This window comes from Cupriavidus sp. GW821-FHT07C08 (genome assembly GCF_059419025.1).
Genome location: NZ_JBWKQZ010000032.1, coordinates 98,455 through 114,356, shown reverse-complemented (window position 1 = coordinate 114,356; position 15,902 = coordinate 98,455). Strand labels below are relative to the sequence as shown.

General features: G+C 67.9%; 15 protein-coding genes. 6 read left to right on the top strand and 9 right to left on the bottom strand.

The genetic code is table 11. From position 1 onward, the window contains the following. Positions 1-70: 70 nt before the first annotated feature. The gene (locus AC07UK_RS31170; RefSeq protein WP_153953385.1) at positions 71-838 is read right to left on the bottom strand and encodes an IclR family transcriptional regulator domain-containing protein; all 768 of its coding nucleotides are present in this window, start codon (positions 836-838) and stop codon (positions 71-73) included. A gap of 133 nt (positions 839-971) precedes the next feature. On the opposite strand from AC07UK_RS31170, the gene AC07UK_RS31165 reads away from it, so the two are divergent. Next, complete coding sequence (locus AC07UK_RS31165) at positions 972-2,840, top strand: bifunctional sugar phosphate isomerase/epimerase/4-hydroxyphenylpyruvate dioxygenase family protein (RefSeq protein WP_436225086.1); 1,869 nt, start codon at positions 972-974, stop codon at positions 2,838-2,840. Between the two features lie 45 nt (positions 2,841-2,885). Further along, complete coding sequence (locus AC07UK_RS31160; RefSeq protein WP_436225087.1) at positions 2,886-3,707, top strand: 3-oxoadipate:acetyl-CoA acetyltransferase; 822 nt, start codon at positions 2,886-2,888, stop codon at positions 3,705-3,707. A 17-nt stretch (positions 3,708-3,724) separates the two neighbouring features. On the opposite strand, the gene AC07UK_RS31155 is transcribed toward AC07UK_RS31160, so the two are convergent. The 6 genes from AC07UK_RS31155 to AC07UK_RS31130 form a co-directional block, all read right to left on the bottom strand. Next, a complete protein-coding gene (locus tag AC07UK_RS31155) occupies positions 3,725-4,615 on the bottom strand; it encodes a DMT family transporter (RefSeq protein ID WP_436225088.1) in 891 nt (296 codons plus the stop codon). A gap of 200 nt (positions 4,616-4,815) precedes the next feature. Next, positions 4,816-5,997, bottom strand: coding sequence for a c-type cytochrome (locus tag AC07UK_RS31150; protein WP_494687169.1), 1,182 nt, complete (start codon positions 5,995-5,997; stop codon positions 4,816-4,818). Between the two features lie 31 nt (positions 5,998-6,028). Next, on the bottom strand, positions 6,029-6,853 hold the full coding sequence (locus AC07UK_RS31145) for an ABC transporter ATP-binding protein (RefSeq protein ID WP_436225090.1): 825 nt from the start codon (positions 6,851-6,853) through the stop codon (positions 6,029-6,031). Then, on the bottom strand, positions 6,847-7,893 hold the full coding sequence (locus AC07UK_RS31140) for an ABC transporter permease (protein WP_494687168.1): 1,047 nt from the start codon (positions 7,891-7,893) through the stop codon (positions 6,847-6,849). The genes AC07UK_RS31145 and AC07UK_RS31140 overlap by 7 nt, the downstream gene beginning before the upstream one ends. 4 nt (positions 7,894-7,897) lie before the next feature. Next, entirely contained in the window at positions 7,898-8,914 is a 1,017-nt protein-coding gene (locus AC07UK_RS31135; protein WP_436225092.1) for an ABC transporter substrate-binding protein, read from the bottom strand. A gap of 41 nt (positions 8,915-8,955) precedes the next feature. Continuing rightward, a complete protein-coding gene (locus AC07UK_RS31130) occupies positions 8,956-10,053 on the bottom strand; it encodes an LLM class flavin-dependent oxidoreductase (protein ID WP_436225093.1) in 1,098 nt (365 codons plus the stop codon). Between the two features lie 391 nt (positions 10,054-10,444). Between AC07UK_RS31130 and AC07UK_RS31125 the strand changes: the two genes are divergently transcribed. The 3 genes from AC07UK_RS31125 to AC07UK_RS31115 all read left to right on the top strand — a co-directional run bounded on the left by AC07UK_RS31125 (position 10,445) and on the right by AC07UK_RS31115 (position 14,006). Further along, positions 10,445-11,656, top strand: a complete 1,212-nt coding sequence (locus AC07UK_RS31125; protein ID WP_436225094.1) for an acyl-CoA dehydrogenase family protein — start codon at positions 10,445-10,447, stop codon at positions 11,654-11,656. 113 nt (positions 11,657-11,769) lie between these two features. Next, positions 11,770-12,387 carry a cysteine dioxygenase family protein gene (locus tag AC07UK_RS31120; RefSeq protein ID WP_436225095.1) on the top strand — a complete coding sequence of 206 codons (618 nt, stop codon included), beginning with the start codon at positions 11,770-11,772 and terminating at the stop codon, positions 12,385-12,387. Next, a complete protein-coding gene (locus AC07UK_RS31115) occupies positions 12,384-14,006 on the top strand; it encodes a rhodanese-related sulfurtransferase (protein WP_436225096.1) in 1,623 nt (540 codons plus the stop codon). The genes AC07UK_RS31120 and AC07UK_RS31115 overlap by 4 nt, the downstream gene beginning before the upstream one ends. A 14-nt stretch (positions 14,007-14,020) precedes the next feature. Here the strand turns inward: AC07UK_RS31115 and AC07UK_RS31110 are convergent, their stop codons facing one another. Together AC07UK_RS31110 and AC07UK_RS31105 are read right to left on the bottom strand one after the other, a co-directional pair. Next, entirely contained in the window at positions 14,021-14,482 is a 462-nt protein-coding gene (locus tag AC07UK_RS31110; protein ID WP_010810341.1) for a hypothetical protein, read from the bottom strand. Then, positions 14,445-15,050 (bottom strand): nucleotidyltransferase domain-containing protein, encoded by a 606-nt coding sequence (locus AC07UK_RS31105; RefSeq protein WP_436225097.1) that lies wholly within the window; start codon positions 15,048-15,050, stop codon positions 14,445-14,447. The genes AC07UK_RS31110 and AC07UK_RS31105 overlap by 38 nt, the downstream gene beginning before the upstream one ends. 279 nt (positions 15,051-15,329) lie before the next feature. On the opposite strand from AC07UK_RS31105, the gene AC07UK_RS31100 reads away from it, so the two are divergent. Then, a complete protein-coding gene (locus AC07UK_RS31100; protein WP_436225098.1) occupies positions 15,330-15,797 on the top strand; it encodes a cobalt-zinc-cadmium resistance protein in 468 nt (155 codons plus the stop codon). Positions 15,798-15,902 lie beyond the last annotated feature (105 nt).

The following is a 15,902-nucleotide window of genomic DNA, read 5'->3' as shown; positions in this document are numbered from 1 at the left end:
TTCGAAAAACGGGTTATCCGAATCCTCGTTTTACTCCAGGGGCTTACTTGGGCCAGCCCTTCCATAGTATCTAAAGCACCCGCATGATCAGCAGCGCGGTGTCCTGCAACACCTGCAATACCCGGTCCAGCGCCTGCTGTGCGGTCTCGTCGCCGATCGGCATATTGACCGACAGCGCGGCGATCACCTTGCCGTGGCGGTCGCGCAGCGGCACGGCGATGCCGCGCACGCCGGTCTGCAGCTGCTGCTCCAGCATCGCATAGCCCTGTGCGCCGGCCTTGCGGATCTCTTCGAGCAGGCGCTCATGTTGCAGGATTGTGTAAGGGGTGTAGGGTGCGAGCACGACAGATTCCAGCCATTCGCGCACCTGCTGCTCGGGGCGCGAGGCCAGCATCATCACCCCGGCCGAGCCCAGCGGCGCCGGCACCCGTGCCCCCAGCACGAAGCCGGTGCTCATCACGCGGCTGGTGCTGGTGCGCGCGATAAACACCAGCTCCCAGCCATCGAGCACGCTCAGGTAGGCCGCCTCGCCGAGCTGCGCGGTGATCTGCTGCAGGAACGGCTGCACCGTGCGCGGCAGCCGCGCCGAGTCGAAATACGACCAGCCCACCTTGAGCACGCGCGGCGTCAGGCTGAACAGCGTGCCGTCGCTGGTGGTGTAGCCGAGGTGCTCCAGCGTCAGCAGGTAACGACGCGCAGCCGTGCGCGTCAGGCCGGTCAGCTGCGCCGCCTGCGTGGGCGTAAGGCGCGGATGGTCGTTGTCGAAGGCCTCCAGGATGGCCAGGCCTTTTTCCAGCCCGGCGATCCAGTCGCGCCGGCTCAGCGGTTCTTTTTCCATGGTTAACCCGAATTTCGCGCGAGGGATGATCGCAATGGAGCGATTGTCGCACGCTTGCGCGCGAATTGTGGTTGTTGACGGGCTGGCTCGCTCATAACCTTTAGGGCAATACCGTCGCCACCTCGCAATCGCCATGACCGCAGCCCGCAGGCCTCTCCCGAAATCGATCGCCACCGTCTCGCTGTCCGGCACGCTGCCGGAAAAACTGGAAGCCGCCGCGGCCGCGGGCTTCGACGGCGTGGAAATCTTCGAGAACGACCTGCTGCACTTCGACGGCTCACCGGCCGAGGTGCGCCGCATGGCGGCCGACCTCGGCCTGCAGATCCTGCTTTACCAGCCGCTGCGCGACTTCGAGGCCATGCCGGATGACCTTTTTGTCCGCAATATGGCGCGCGCCGAACGCAAGTTCGATGTGATGGAGCAGCTTGGCGCGGAGATGGTGCTGGTGTGCAGCAATGTGCAGGAGGTTGCCATCGACGACCCCGCCCGCGCTGCCGCCGACCTGCGCCGGATGGCAGAGGCCGCCGCGCGGCGCGGGCTGCGCGTCGGTTACGAGGCGCTTGCCTGGGGCCGCCATACGCGCCGCTGGCGGCAGGCGTGGGACATCGTGCAGCGCGCCGACCACCCCGCGCTGGGGCTGGTGCTGGACAGCTTCCATACGCTGTCGCTGGGCGATTCGCTGCAGGGTCTGGACGTTGTGCCGGAGGACAAGATCTTCTTTGTGCAACTGGCCGACGCGCCACGCCTGTCGATGGACGTGCTGTCGTGGAGCCGCCACTACCGCAACTTTCCCGGGCAGGGCGACCTGCCGGTGACCGATTTCGCCCGCGCCGTGCTGCAGGCGGGCTACAACGGGCCGTTGTCGCTGGAGGTCTTCAACGACGACTTCCGCGCGGCGCCGGCACGGCTGACCGCGCAAGACGGGCTGCGCTCGCTGATCTGGCTGGAGTCAGAGGCGGGCGGCACGCCGCTGCCTGCGCCGCCGGTGCTGGACGGCGTGGATTTCGTCGAGTTTGCCGTCGATTACGTGGCTGGCCGCGAACTCGCGCAACGGCTGGAATCGCTTGGCTTTGCCCATGCCGGCCGCCATCGCTCCAAGGCGGTCGACCTGTACCGCCAGGGCGGCGTCAACCTGATCCTGAATGCCGAGCAGGACAGCGCCGCCGCCGAGCACTTCCAACTGCACGGCCCGTCGGTGTGCGCCATCGGCCTGAAAGTGGACGACGCACGCCGCGCCATGGCGCGCGCCCGCGCGCTGCTGTGCAAGGAGTGGCGCGAGCCGGTGGGGCCCGACGAGCGCGTGATCCCGGCGCTGCGCTCGCCCGACGGCATGCTGTTCCACCTGATCGACGACCGCGACGCCGACCGCAGCATCTATGAGAGCGACTTCGTGCTCGATACGCCCGCGCAAACCGTCCACCACGGCGCCGGGTTGTCCGCCATCGACCATATCGCGCAGGCGCTGCCGGCGAACCGGCTCGACAGCTTCGTGCTGTTCTACCGCTCGGTGTTCGCCATGCGGCCGGAGGCCGTGCATGAGATCGCCGATCCGTATGGCCTGGTGAAGAGCCGCGCCATGGTCAGCCCCGGCCAGCATGTTCGCATCCCGCTCAACGTGTCCGAGAGCGGCCGCACCGCCACCGGGCGCTTTGTCGCCGCTTACGCGGGCTCGGGCGTGCACCACATCGCCTTCCGGTCGGAACGCATCGGGCAGACGCTGGAAGCCATCGACCGCACCCGCGCCGCGATGCTCCACGTGCCGGACAACTACTACGACGACGTGGCCGCGCGGCTCGCGCTCGACGACGCGCTGCTGGAACGCCTGCAAGGTCTCGGCCTGCTCTACGACCGCGACGCCCATGGTGAATTCCTGCACGCCTACACCGAGCCGTTCCACGAACGGTTTTTCTTCGAACTCGTGCAACGCAGCGGCTACACCGGCTACGGCGCGGTCAACGCTTCGGTGCGCATGGCCGCACAGGCGCAGCTGCGGCACAGCTGAACATCATCGTCATCCGCTCACAACATTCCCTACAGGAGACATTCCATGCAACCGTGCATCATTTCCGTGGCCATCACCGGTTCCGTGCCGCGCAAGAAGGACAACCCGGCCGTGCCCATTTCGGTGGCTGAACAGATCGAAAGCACGCACGCCAGCTATGAGGCCGGTGCCACCCTGGTTCACCTGCACGTGCGCGACGAACTGGAAAATTCGAGCTCCGATCCGACGCGATTCGCCGCGCTGCAGGAAGGCATCCGAAAACACTGCCCGGGCATGATCGTGCAGTTCTCCACCGGCGGACGCGGCCGCGAGGCCAGCCAGCGTGGCGCGATGCTCCATCTGCGGCCAGACATGGCTTCGCTTGCCACCGGCTCGGTCAACTTTCCCACCAGCGTCTACGAAAACCCGCCGGACTTTGTGCGCACGCTGGCCACCACGATGCGGGAATTCCACGTCAAGCCGGAAATCGAGATCTTCGACCTGGCGATGCTCTACAACACGGCGGAACTGGTGAAAGAAGGGCTGATCGCGGCGCCGCCGCACGTGCAGTTCGTGTTCGGCATCCGCAATGCGCTGCCGGCGCGGCGCGAGATCCTGGCGTTCCAGGTCGAGCAACTGCAAACGCTGTTGCCGGGCGCGACATGGACGGCCGCCGGCATCGGCCGCCACCAGCTGGAAGTCAATCACTGGACGCTGGAGCTCGGCGGACACTGCCGTACCGGTCTGGAAGACAACATCCGCTGGGACAAGGACACACTGGCGGCCAGCAACGCGCAACTGGTTGGCCGCGTGGCGCAGCTTTGCGGGCAGTACGGCCGGGCGGTGGCAACGCCGGCACAGGCGCGGGCGCTGCTCGGGCTGGACTGACGGCGGCAGCGGGGCGGCTATGTCGCCCCGACGGGCCGCCCCGGCAGTTCCCGGTCACGGGCCGCCGCCACAGTGCCGCCCACGCCGCTGGCGGCGATCAACGCAACGCCGAGCACGGACCACGCATCGGGCAGATAGGCGAATGCCAGCCAGCCGCCAAGCATCGCAAAGGCGATCTGCAGGTAGAGATAAGGGGTAAGCAGGCTGACCGGCGCGCGCGCATAGGCAAGGACCAGGAACAGGTGGCCGGCGGTGCCGGCGAGCGCCATGCCAGCGAGCAGGCACCAGTGCAATGCCGTGAGTTGCGAGGTCCATGCGCTCGGCAGCGCTGCCGAGAGCAGCACCGTGGCAACGCAGCCTGTATAGAAGTGCGTGGTCCCGACGCCATCGACACGGGTCAGCACGCTGGTCAGCAACTGGTATGCGGCATTGGACAGCACTGCCCCCAGCGGCAACAGCATCGCGGGCTGCAGGCCCGCGTCCGGGCGGATCACCACCAGGGCCCCGACAAATCCCGTCAACAGGAAGAGCCACCGCACGGCCGACACGCGTTCGCCAAGCATGGCCGCCGCGGCCAGCGCCATCGCCAGCGGCGTCAGGCTCACAACGGCGGTGAACTCGCCTACCGGCAGCACTTGCAGGCTGAAGAACGCGCAGCCGCTGGACAGCAGCATCGCCACCGCACGCGCGCACTGCAGCAGCGGCCGGCGCGTGCGCAGCAGGGCGCGGCCGCGAGCCGGCAGCAACACCGCGCCGGTCAGCGCCGCCTGCGCCAGGTAGCGCAGCCATAGCGCCATCACGACTGGCACGGCCGCGCCTGCGATCTTTGTCAGCGTATCGAGCGCAGCGAAGCAGGCTACCGCCGCCACTATCAGCAGGATGCCTTGCAGTTCCCGGGCCCCTCTCATGGGGCTCACGCCGCAGGCCGGCAAGCTGCGCTTGCCACGGCCATCCCTGTCTGCATCATGTCACCGATCCACGTTGGCTTTGTCTTCGTGCGCAGGTTACTGGCAGGAGCGAGGGCAATCAGCGCAATGGATGGAAAGTCAGAATTCGCTGGCAGCGAATAATCCGGGAGGACGACGGCCAAGGCGCGCGGTGGACGCGATCAATGGATAAAGCCGCCCTTGACGAAGCGCACCGGCTCGGCGTCCATGCGCAAGAGCAGGGCGGTCAGGCCATCCGCTGGTTCCGCAGCATTGCGCGGGGTGTTGGCGCTGGGCCCTGACACGCAAACAAGGTCTGCATCGGACCATTGCCGGCCGGGCGCACCACGCGCGCGCAGCCACCCGGTACGGTCAGCCAGCAGCTGGGTGCCTGCCAGCCGTGCGGGCGATTCACCGGCGATTGCCGCCACCGCCTGCCACGCATGCGGCGACATGGCCGTGCAGCCGGCACGAAAGCGCGGCACCTGCGCCGGCGGGCGCCCGTCGGGCGTGACCAGCACGGTCAGGAAGCGGGGATCTTCATACGGCAGCGGCGCCGCCCCGTCGACAGCCACCAGCCGCACGCGCTGGTCCGCGCGCCACTGCGACAGTGGCAGAGGTGCGGCATCGACGCAGCGGACGGCCATTTCCGGCAGCCGCAGCGGTACCGGCCAGTTGCCGTCGGCACCGGCGCCGCTGCCAGCCGACAGCGCCTTCATGTAGTCGATCACGGCCCAGGCCTCACCGTCGCCCAGGGTGTCGCGGAAGGCCGGCATGGTGGGCTGGCCGTGACGGTCGCGCATGCCGGCCAGCACATGCCAGAACAGCTCGCCATCCGCGCGGCGCGCCAGCAGCGGGCTGACCAGCGTGGGCGGCCACTGCGCCAGGCTGGCGGCCAGCGGGCCTTCCCCGCGCCCGTCCGCGCCGTGGCAGCTGGCGCAATGCTGCGCATAGACCCGGGCGCCGAGCGCGATGGCATCGACCGAAAAGCGGGTAGGGCTGGCGTGGAAGCTGGTCGGCGCGGCCGGCACCAACAGCAGCGCTGCGCTGGGCCAGGGAGCCGCCACCAGGGCGAGCGCACCGGCGGCCAGCAGCACGCCGCGATGGCGTCGCCATGCCAGCGCGGCGGTAATGGCCAGCACGGCAAAGACAAAAGCGCACAGGCTCAGGCCGACCTGGCGCGCGAGGCCCAGGTCGATCAGCAGGGTTTCGCCCGCCACGCGCCGTGCCCACGGCCACGCGGGCTGGCCGTGGCTGTCGCCGGTCAGGCCAAGGGCATGCCACAGCGACAACAGGGCCAGCTGGAATTTCTCGATCAGGACCAGCAGTCCATTGAGCCATGCCTGCGGAGGCGGGCCGCTCATCTGGCGGCCCGCGAGGTGAAGCGCAACGCCATTACCAGCTCGCGTCCAGCCCCAGGTGGCGCAGCGCTTCGTGCCGCAGCCCGGTCAGCCGCGGATCGCCGCGATGGCGCGGGTAGGGCAGGTCGACCCGGATCTCCGCCGTGATGCGTGCCGGACGCTGGCTGAAGATGATCACGCGCTGCGCCAGGAACAGCGCTTCCTCCACGTCGTGCGTGACCAGCAGCGCCGAAAAGCGCGAGCGTTGCCACAGTTCGACCAGGTCGCTCTGCATCGCCAGCCGCGTCAATGAGTCTAGTTTGCCCAGCGGCTCGTCCAGCACCAGCAGGCGCGGATCGTTGACCAGCGCGCGCGCCAGCGCCACGCGCTGCGCCATGCCGCCGGAGAGCTGGTGCGGGAAGGCGCGGGCGAAGGTTTCCAGCCCTACGCGCCGCAGCGCATCATCCACGCGCGGACGCTGGCTTGGCAGCACGCCGCGTGCCTGCAGGCCCAGCGCGACGTTGTCCCATACGCGCCGCCACGGATACAGCGTGGGGTCCTGGAACACCACGATGCGCGAGGGGTCAGGCTCGGTGATCGGGGTGCCGTCCTGCAGGATCTCGCCGGAGGCGGGCTGGTCCAGCCCCGCCACCAGCCGCAGCAGCGTGGACTTGCCGCAACCGCTGGGCCCCAGCAGCGCGACGAATTCGCCCGGTGCGACGCTCAGGTCGACGTCGTCCAGCACCTGCAGCCGGTCGCTGCCGCTGCCGAACCAGTGGCTGACCTGATGGATGTCGATGCGGGCACCGGTCAGGGTTTCCGGGGCCTGGCTCCCCACGGCATTGACTTCCCTCTCCCGCCGTTCTGCAACACTCACCATTTCACCGTCCCCTTCTGCCACGACAGCACCCGGTCACGCGCCACGAACAGCAGCGTGATCACGCCCGAGAACAGCAGCGCCATCACGATCAGCGCCGCATACATATTGACGTACGAAGCCCAGCCCTGCGCCCACGTCAGGTACCAGCCCAGGCCCGACTTCACGCCCATCATCTCCGCCGTCACCAGCACCGAGAACGAAGCGCCCAGCCCCATGAACAGGCCGACGAATACCTGCGGCAGCGCCGCCGGGATCGCCACGCGCAGCACCAGGAACCAGCCCGAGGCGCCCATGGTGCGCGCCACGTCGTAGTAGCTCTTGTTGACGCCGGCCACGCCTGACCACGTCAGCACCGCCACCGGGAAGGCCGTGGCCAGCGCGATCAGGAACACCCCGGCGGAATAGCTCGACGGGAAGAAGTAGAAGGTCAGCGGCAGCAGCGCGGTCGACGGCAGCGGGCCCAGCACGCGGAGCACCGGATGCACCCAGTAGCCAATACGGCGCGACCAGCCGATCGAGACGCCCACCAGGAAGCCGGCCAGCCCGCCGTAGGCCACGCCCAGCCCGAGCAGCTTGAGCGTATTGAGCACGCTGTCGCCCAGTCGCAGCCAGTCGTCGGCATAGACTTCGATCAGCGCCTGCGGCGGCGCAAAGAAGGGCGTTGGCAGGATCGCGGTCTTGGCTGTCAGGATTTCCCACGCCGACAGCACCACCGGCAGTGCGACCAGCCACGGACCGGCGGTGCGCAACGCGGCCAACGCGCGTTGCGCCGCATGAACACGCTCGCCGACGAGCGCAACCAGCGCTAGCAGCACGGCGCCCGCCAGCGCGGCAATACCCAGTTCCTCCGTATAGGCCCAGTCGCTAAAGCCCACCATCTTGTTGGGCCATTGCCACGTCAGCGCGCCGAACGCGCCCCACGCCAGGGCCGCGACGATGCCCGTGGCCCAGACCGGGCTGGTACCACGTACGGTGGCGATGGCAGGCGAAGCTGGCTCGCGTGCGAGCCCGGCGTCGAATGCAGGTTGGCTTGTCGTCATGGCATCACCCCAGGACATTGGCGTAGACGTGCTGCGCCAGGCGTTTGGCATCGGTGGTCTGCTTCAGCACGCCGATGCGGCGGAAATCATCGGCGTAGAAGGCGATCTCGTCGCGCAGGTCGACGCCGGTCGGGTGGTGCGTATAGGTCAGCGTGGCGTAGAGCTTGCGCAGGTCTTCCGGGTTGATCTTGGGCGAGTACTTGGCGAAGACCCTGGCGGCCTCGTTGGGGTTCTCGTTGACGTAGTCGGTGGCCTGCACGATGGCGCGCGCCAGCGACGTGGCGGCGGGGCGGTCGTTGCGCACCAGCTCGCCGCGGGCGCCGACCACGCAGCAGACCTTGCGCGCGTACTCGCCGGTGAGGTTGGTGGCCAGTTCCACGTAGGCGCCGTTGGTGCGCTTTTCCAGCAGGTAGAGGTTGGGGTCGCCGTCGGCGATCGCCTGGATCTCTCCCTTGTCCACCGCCACGCCCAGCAGGTCGGCCGGGTACTGGCGCCAGGTGATGTCCTTGTCCGGGTCGATGCCGTTCTTGGCCAGCAGGATGGTGAAGAAGTGCTTGCCCGGCGCCGCCAGGTCGCTGACGCCGACGGTCTTTCCCTTCAGCTGCTGCAGGCTGGTGACCCCCGCCGCTTTCGATCCCACCAGCCGCACGCAGCCGCCGTGCGAGCTGCCGATGATCTTGACGTCGAAGCCGGCTTCCAGCGGCTTGAGCCAGCGGTGGATCATGCCGACCGCGGCATCGGCCTTGCCGGTGGCGATCGATTCCAGCAACTGGTCGGTCGAGCCGCTGTAGTTGATCAGGTCGACCTGCAGGCCGTTCTTCTCAAAGAAGCCCTTCTCCTGCGCCACCACGATCGGCGTCAGGCAGAAGGAGTTCTGGTTCCACGCGAAGGTCAGCTTGCGCGGCGCCGACCAGGCCTGTCGGCCCAGGATCAGCGACGGTGCGGCGATGGCGGCGGCGCCGGCCAGCCGCAGCACGCTGCGCCGGCGCGGGTCCGCGTGATTGTTGTTGTCCTGGCTCATGGTGAGACTCCCCGTCTTCGTTGTGTGGTGTGGTGAGGCCATCAGGCGGCCTTGCGCTCCGCCCGCTGCGCGGCGTCGTGCTGCGCCACCAGCTCGCGCACGCGCGGGATCAGCTCGCGGCCATAGTCGATGGCGTCTTCCAGCGGATCGAAGCCGCGGATCAGGAAGGTGGTGACGCCCAGTTCGTAGTACGCCAGCAGGGCCTGCGCCACCTGCTCCGGCGTGCCGACCAGGCCGGTGGAATTGGAGCGCCCGCCGGTCTCGCGCGCGATCGCGGTCCACAGGCGCTGGTCGACCCGGTCGCCCTTGTCGGCCGCCGCGAGCAGGCGCCGTGCGCCTTCGCTCTGCTGCGGGCCGCCGCGGCTGTAGCCGGCCTGCACGCGCAGGGCGCGGGTGCGCTCCAGGATGCTGTCGGCGCGGGCCCAGGCTTTCTCTTCGGTCTCGGCCAGCACCGGGCGGAACGACACCGAGAAGCGCACCGTGCGGCCGTGCTGCGCGGCTTCGGCACGCACGCGGCCGGTCAGCTCGCGCACCTGTTCGAGCGACTCGCCCCACAGCGCATAGACGTCGGCATGCTTGCCGGCCACGGCCAGCGCCGCTTCCGAGGCGCCGCCGAAATAGATCGGCACATGCGGCTGCTGCGCGGGCTTGACCTCCGAGAAGCCCTGCGTAAAGCGGTAGAACTGGCCTTCGTGGTCGAACGGCGCGGGCTCGGTCCAGATGCGGCGCAAGATATGCAGGTACTCATCGGTGCGCGCATAGCGCTGGTCATGGTCGAGGAAGTCGCCGTCGCGCTGCTGCTCGCTGTCCGAGCCGCCCGAGATGAAGTGCACCCCGAGGCGGCCGCCGCTGAACTGGTCGAGCGTGGCGATCTGGCGCGCGGCCAGCGTCGGTGCGGTAAAGCCGGGGCGGTGCGCCAGCATGAAGTGGATGCGCTCGGTCACGCTGGCCGCGTAGGCGATGGTCAGCGTGGCCGACGGCCCGGTGGAATGGTGCGGCACCAGGATGCGGTCGAAGCCGGCCTGCTCGTGGGCCTGGGCAAAGGCGCGCACATAGTCGCGATCGATCACCGGCCCCGCGGGCGGATGGATTTCGGACTGCTTCTGGCTCTGGATCATGCCGATGAAATCGACGCTCATGCGCGTTCTCCTGTATTCGGTGAGGGCGGCAGCGTGACCGCCCGGATGGTGTTGGGCTGAGGCAGAAAGTACGACAGGCGCGCGCGCTCGCTAACGAATAAAAACGACGGTCCATATTCAATAAGCGTCGTTTTCGTAATGCGGTGGCGGCGCTACGCTAGTGTCCTGTTCCGCAGATAGCTTGCCAAAATGAAATCGTCCAGTTGGTCGTCAGGCTAGGCGCGAGGAGGCGCCATTGCCGTAGCTATGGCAACGACGAGCAACGACGCATGGCGGCCAACTGGGCGATTTCATGGCAAGGTATTTGCGGAACAGGACACTTTGCGGCATTCGGTGGCGAGCCGCGCGCCGATTCCGCGCCTAGTCGTCATCCTTCCCGGAGTCTTTTTCCATGTCTTTAACGTCTACCCTGCGCAGGCTGCCCAGCAGCGAAGTGCGCCTTGGCGAGGTGCTGGCCGGGCTTGCCGCGCGCTTTGCCGCCAGTGCCGGCGCGCACGATGCCGCTGCCAGCTTTCCGCACGACAACTTTGCGCAGTTGCATGCCAATGGCCTGATTGCGCAGGTGGTGCCGCACGCGCAGGGCGGCGGCGGGGCGGGCCTGGCGCAGGCGCGCCGCATCGTGGCCGCGGTGGCGGGCAGCGATGCCGCGACCGCGCTGGTGCTGACTATGACCTACCTGCAGCACCGCGCGATCGCCCGCGCCGATTCGCACTGGCCGCAGACCGTGCGTGACCAGGTCTTTGCCAGCGCGGTGCAGGACGGTGCGCTGATCAACGCGTTGCGGGTGGAGCCGGAACTGGGATCGCCGGCACGCGGCGGCCTGCCGGCCACGGTGGCCACGCGCGTGGCCGACGGCTGGCGCATCAGCGGCCGCAAGCTGTACAGCACCGGCATCCCGGCGCTGCGCTGGCTGGCGGTCTGGGCGCGCACCGACGAACCGCAGCCGCGCGTGGGCGTGTTCCTGGTCCCCGGACCGGCGGTCGGCATCGCCGGCGTGCGCATCGTCGAGAACTGGAACCACCTTGGCCTGCGCGCTTCAGGCAGCCATGAGACCGTGCTCGACAATGTCTGGATCCCGCCTGGCCACGCAGTCGATATCCGCCTGCCGTCAGCATGGGCGCCGGCCGGTGCCAGCCAGGCCGACATCGACGCCAACGCCGACCAGCAGGCCTGGATGATCGTGCTGCTGGGCAGCCTCTATGACGCGGTGGCACGCGCCGCCGCCGCATGGATCGGCGATTTCGTTCGCGAGCGCGCGCCCGGCAGCCTGGGCGCGCCGCTGGCCACGCTGCCGCGCGTGCAGGAAGCCATCGGCGAGATCGCCGCGTTGTTGCGGGCCAACCAGGTGTTGCTGGACGATGCCGCCGCGCGCACCGACGCGGGCGAGGCGCCCACGCCGGCCGACAGCGGGTTGCTCAAGTACACCGTGACAGGCAATGCGATCCGCGCGGTGGAGCTGGCGCTGCAGCTATCCGGCAACCACGGCCTGAGCCGCAACAACCCGCTCGAGCGCCACTACCGCGACGTGCTGTGCAGCCGCATCCATACGCCGCAGAACGATTCCGTCCTGGTCGCCGCCGGGCGTGCGCAGCTTGGCCTGTAAGCGCGGGCCCGCCTGGCCATGCTATGTTTGCAGCAGCACCGCCCCGCAGAGGGCCGCACCGCAGGCGCCCGGCGCGCCGGCAAACCAGTACGAGACACTCCGGAGTCATTCCCATGGGCAGCACCCCCACCCCCAACACGCTCGCGCCGCTGCGCGACTTCATCACCGGCCTGGCCGCGCTGCTGGACCAGCACCCGGACGAGCCCCGCATCCTGCGCGAAGGCGGGGCGCTGCTGGCAAAGCTGGTTGCGCGCGACGACTGGCTGCCCGAAGCCTGGGCCCAGTCGCATCCCGAGTACTACCAGCAGCACCTGCTGCATTGCGATTCCGCCGAACGCTTCTCGGTCGTCAGCTTTGTCTGGGGGCCGGGCCAGCGCACACCCATCCACGACCACACCGTATGGGGCCTGATCGGCATGCTGCGGGGCGCGGAAGACTCGCAGCCGTTCGCGCTCGACACCGACGGCCGGCCTGTACCGCATGGCGACGCCGTGCGCTTGCTGCCCGGGCAGGTCGAGGCCGTATCGCCCACGGTCGGCGATATCCACCTTGTCAACAACGTGCATGACGACCGCGTCTCGGTCAGCATCCATGTGTACGGCGCCAATATCGGCGCGGTGCGCCGTTCGGTCTATGCCGAGGACGGCACGCGCAAGCCCTTTGTCTCCGGCTATTCCAACCGGACCCTGCCTAACCTGTGGGACCGTTCCCGCGAAGTTGCCCAGTCATGACCACGATTACTGCTACGCAAGCCGCACCGGCCTTTCCGACATACTCGCGCGACGCGGTGCGCAAGGCGCTGCTCAACCGCGACGAGATCGCCTTGATCGATGTGCGCGAGGAAGATCCCTTCGCGCAGGAACACCCGCTATGGGCGGCCAATTTTCCGCTGTCCAGGCTTGAGATCGAGGCGTGGGCGCGCATCCCGCGCCGCGACACGCTGATCGTCGTCTACGGCGAATACGCCGGCACTGACCTGGCGCCGCGCGCCGCGGCCGCGCTGCGCGAGCTGGGCTATACGCGCGTGCACCTGCTGGAAGGCGGACTGCGCGCCTGGATCAACGACGGCGGCGAGGTGTTCCGCGACGTCAACGTGCCGAGCAAGTCGTTCGGCGAGGTGGTGGAGGCAAAGCGCCACACGCCGTCGCTGGCCGCCGAGGAAGTGCAGGCATTGATCGACACCAGGGCCGATGTGGTGATCGTCGATGCGCGCCGCTTCGACGAGTACCAGACCATGAGCATTCCCACCGCGACCAGCGTGCCGGGGGCCGAACTGGTGCTGCGCGTGCGCGAGCTGGCGCCCGATCCGCACACGCGCGTGATCGTCAACTGCGCCGGGCGCACGCGCAGCATCATCGGCACGCAGTCGCTGGTCAACGCGGGCATTCCCAACCCGGTGGCGGCGCTGCGCAACGGCACCATTGGCTGGACCCTGGCCGGCCAGCAACTGGACCACGGTGCCAGCCGCCGCGCCCCCGCCGCGGTCAGCGACGCCAACCGCGACAGCGCCCGCCGCGGCGCGCGCGAGATCGCCAACCGGGCCGGCGTGCGCCGTATTGCGCTGGCCCAGATCGAAACGCTGCAGCAGCCCGGCCGCACCGTGTACCGCTTTGATGTCCGCACGCCCGAGGAATTCGCCGATGGCCACCTGCCGGGCTTTGTCAACGCGCCGGGTGGCCAGCTGGTGCAGGAGACCGACCATTCCGCTCCGGTGCGTGGCGCGCGCATCGTGCTGGCGGATGATGACGACGTGCGCGCCAGCATGACCGGCTCATGGCTGGCGCAGATGGGTTGGGACATCTGGGTGGTGGAACCGGTGGCGGCGGCAGAGCGCAGCGAGACCGGCGCGGTCAGCGCACCGGTGCCGGCGTCAGCGCCAGTGTCGACCGTCACTGCAGCGGAACTGGCCACGTGGCTTGACGCAGGCGATGGCAGCACCGCTGTCCTCGACTTCACCACCAGCGCCAACTACGTCAAGCGCCATATTCCCGGCGCGTACTTCGTCATTCGCGCCCAGCTGGCCGACGCGCTGCCACGCATCCCGCAGCCCAGGCGCTACGTGCTCACCTGCGGATCGAGCCTGCTGGCGCGCTTTGCCGCTGCCGACCTGCGGCGCCTGACCCATGCGGAAGTGTTCGTGCTGGAAGGCGGCACCCAGGCATGGATTGCCGCGGGACTGCCGCTGGAAAGCGGGGAAATGCGCCTGGCCTCGGAACGCACCGACCGCTACCGCCGGCCGTATGAGGGCACCGACAACCCGCGCGAGGCGATGCAGGGCTACCTGGACTGGGAGTTCGGCCTGATCGCGCAACTGGAGCGCGATGGGACGCATGGGTTCAGGGTGGCGTAGGGCGCGGTGGCAGGTTATGTTTTGAGCATGCCCGGGTAGTGCTCTTGCAGCCAGTGGGATGTGTCATCGAGGATGCGCCTGGCGTGATCCAATGCCAGGCGCATGTCGGGTGCTCTGACGGTGACGAACCCGGTGTACTTCTCATTGCGGATCGACAGCAGGCCGTCGAGTTCATCCAGCAGGAGCTGGCTGCCACCCAGGGATCCCACCAGGCCTTCCAGCGCCACACGGTGGTGCCCGTGCGCCGCGGTAATGCGGTAGCCTTGCGCGGCAAAGACGGCCAGCGCCGCAAACAGGATCGCATCGTAAGCGGCTTCGAACTTCGTCGGGTCTGAAACGCCCTGGACCGTTGTGTCCTGGAACTTCTGCACGGCGGCGCGCAGCAGTTCCTGCACCATTACCTTGTTCTGCATCCGCTCCAGGCGGACGACCTGCGGCTCATCGAGTGCCAGTTGTACCGGCTTGCGCGCTGCCATAGGCAAAGTCTCCTTTCAAGCCAATGATCGGCTGGCGCACCACGCCGAGCGCGAAGCCGTTCCCGTCTGCCAGCATTTGCTCGAACTCGGACCTGGAAAACACTGACGCATGGATTTCCCGGCCGTGCTCGCGTCCCACCGACTTCAGTGCCGCATTGATGCGGATGGCACTGAGTTCCTCGCCCAGCACCAACACGTCCAGGTCTGAGGCCGCCTTTTCCTCGCCGCGGGCAACTGAGCCAAATACGACAGCGATCTCTACGGATTCGGGTAGCGCATTTTTCACATCCTCGAGCAATGCGTCGCTGCGCCGCACGATATCCGTCAGGCCTGCGAGCAAGGGCGAATCAGAGGCGCGATACAGGACGTTCCGGCCATCCTGCGTCCGGACAGCCAGCCCAACGTCAGTCCAGCGCTTGAGCCAGTGCGTCACATTGCCAGTGTTGGATCCGGCCATCCGGGCCAGTTCGCTTGGGGCGTATTGCTTCCCGGGGGTGAGGTAAAGCGCGCGAAGCAGCGCGAGGCGCTTTTCGCCCCCGAACAGCTCGCCCAAAAGTACGTTGTGCATGGCTGCCTCCCATCCATCGCTGCATGATGTGCAGTGTCGCTGCATATTATGCAGTAACGCTGCGTATCATGCACTGTCACTGCATGATATGCAGTGATACATGGAGGCAGATGGATGCTCAGACCGGCTTACAGGGTTTGGAAGCAGTGACCAGAGCGTAGCTGGGAAGCGAACTGGGCAGAAATTGGAGGAGTCTGAAAGCCCTTGCAGGCGCTCGATCTCTCTGCAGCAAGGGAACGAACGTAACGATTCCCTGTCAATCGTAATCGTTCAGTTACAATGCTGTCCTGCAGCATCCCACCGGTCAGCCCCGGCGATGATGCCGTCAATGCCCCCGATCCAATGCGACTGTTGTTCCTCCTGCTGACTGCCATGTGCTTGTCGCTGCTCTCCTTCGGAGCAGTGGCGGACGCGCGCGCGGCGTTGCAGGCGCAGACCAGCGTTGACCTGGCGGACCTGGCGGCGGTGCAGCCTGTCGACGATATGGGCCGGATCATCGTGCCCGGCGACGACGGCTTGCATGACGACGATATCTGCGACGACCCGCCCCCCGGGTATTGCAATATCTGGTCGGCGGATCTGCTCGATCCCCTCGACCTGCTCGACGAGATCGAGGAATCCAGCGCCCTGATTGCCTTGCCGCCAGTGAAGCTGCTGCTGCCCTCCGGCGACGTCGCCCAGCATCCGCCTGGCCGCGCCGAGCCGCCGCCTTCGGCCTTCTTCCGGCCACCCATTTCCCGCGCCTGAGCGTTTCCTGCGCCCGCACCGCACGCGCTGCAGCATGCCGCCGCCGTGCCGTGGGCCGCGCCCCCTTGTCTGATATCGCCAGCCTGCCTGCTGCCTGACCGCGCG

What these genes read in the sequence shown, in the direction of transcription:
- AC07UK_RS31170 (WP_153953385.1), bottom strand. Translation starts at nt 838, where the DNA reads ATGGAAAAAGAACCGCTGAGCCGGCGCGACTGGATCGCCGGGCTGGAA.
- AC07UK_RS31165 (WP_436225086.1), top strand. Translation starts at nt 972, where the DNA reads ATGACCGCAGCCCGCAGGCCTCTCCCGAAATCGATCGCCACCGTCTCG.
- AC07UK_RS31160 (WP_436225087.1), top strand. Translation starts at nt 2,886, where the DNA reads ATGCAACCGTGCATCATTTCCGTGGCCATCACCGGTTCCGTGCCGCGC.
- AC07UK_RS31155 (WP_436225088.1), bottom strand. Translation starts at nt 4,615, where the DNA reads ATGAGAGGGGCCCGGGAACTGCAAGGCATCCTGCTGATAGTGGCGGCG.
- AC07UK_RS31150 (WP_494687169.1), bottom strand. Translation starts at nt 5,997, where the DNA reads ATGAGCGGCCCGCCTCCGCAGGCATGGCTCAATGGACTGCTGGTCCTG.
- AC07UK_RS31145 (WP_436225090.1), bottom strand. Translation starts at nt 6,853, where the DNA reads ATGGTGAGTGTTGCAGAACGGCGGGAGAGGGAAGTCAATGCCGTGGGG.
- AC07UK_RS31140 (WP_494687168.1), bottom strand. Translation starts at nt 7,893, where the DNA reads ATGACGACAAGCCAACCTGCATTCGACGCCGGGCTCGCACGCGAGCCA.
- AC07UK_RS31135 (WP_436225092.1), bottom strand. Translation starts at nt 8,914, where the DNA reads ATGAGCCAGGACAACAACAATCACGCGGACCCGCGCCGGCGCAGCGTG.
- AC07UK_RS31130 (WP_436225093.1), bottom strand. Translation starts at nt 10,053, where the DNA reads ATGAGCGTCGATTTCATCGGCATGATCCAGAGCCAGAAGCAGTCCGAA.
- AC07UK_RS31125 (WP_436225094.1), top strand. Translation starts at nt 10,445, where the DNA reads ATGTCTTTAACGTCTACCCTGCGCAGGCTGCCCAGCAGCGAAGTGCGC.
- AC07UK_RS31120 (WP_436225095.1), top strand. Translation starts at nt 11,770, where the DNA reads ATGGGCAGCACCCCCACCCCCAACACGCTCGCGCCGCTGCGCGACTTC.
- AC07UK_RS31115 (WP_436225096.1), top strand. Translation starts at nt 12,384, where the DNA reads ATGACCACGATTACTGCTACGCAAGCCGCACCGGCCTTTCCGACATAC.
- AC07UK_RS31110 (WP_010810341.1), bottom strand. Translation starts at nt 14,482, where the DNA reads ATGGCAGCGCGCAAGCCGGTACAACTGGCACTCGATGAGCCGCAGGTC.
- AC07UK_RS31105 (WP_436225097.1), bottom strand. Translation starts at nt 15,050, where the DNA reads ATGCACAACGTACTTTTGGGCGAGCTGTTCGGGGGCGAAAAGCGCCTC.
- AC07UK_RS31100 (WP_436225098.1), top strand. Translation starts at nt 15,330, where the DNA reads ATGCTGTCCTGCAGCATCCCACCGGTCAGCCCCGGCGATGATGCCGTC.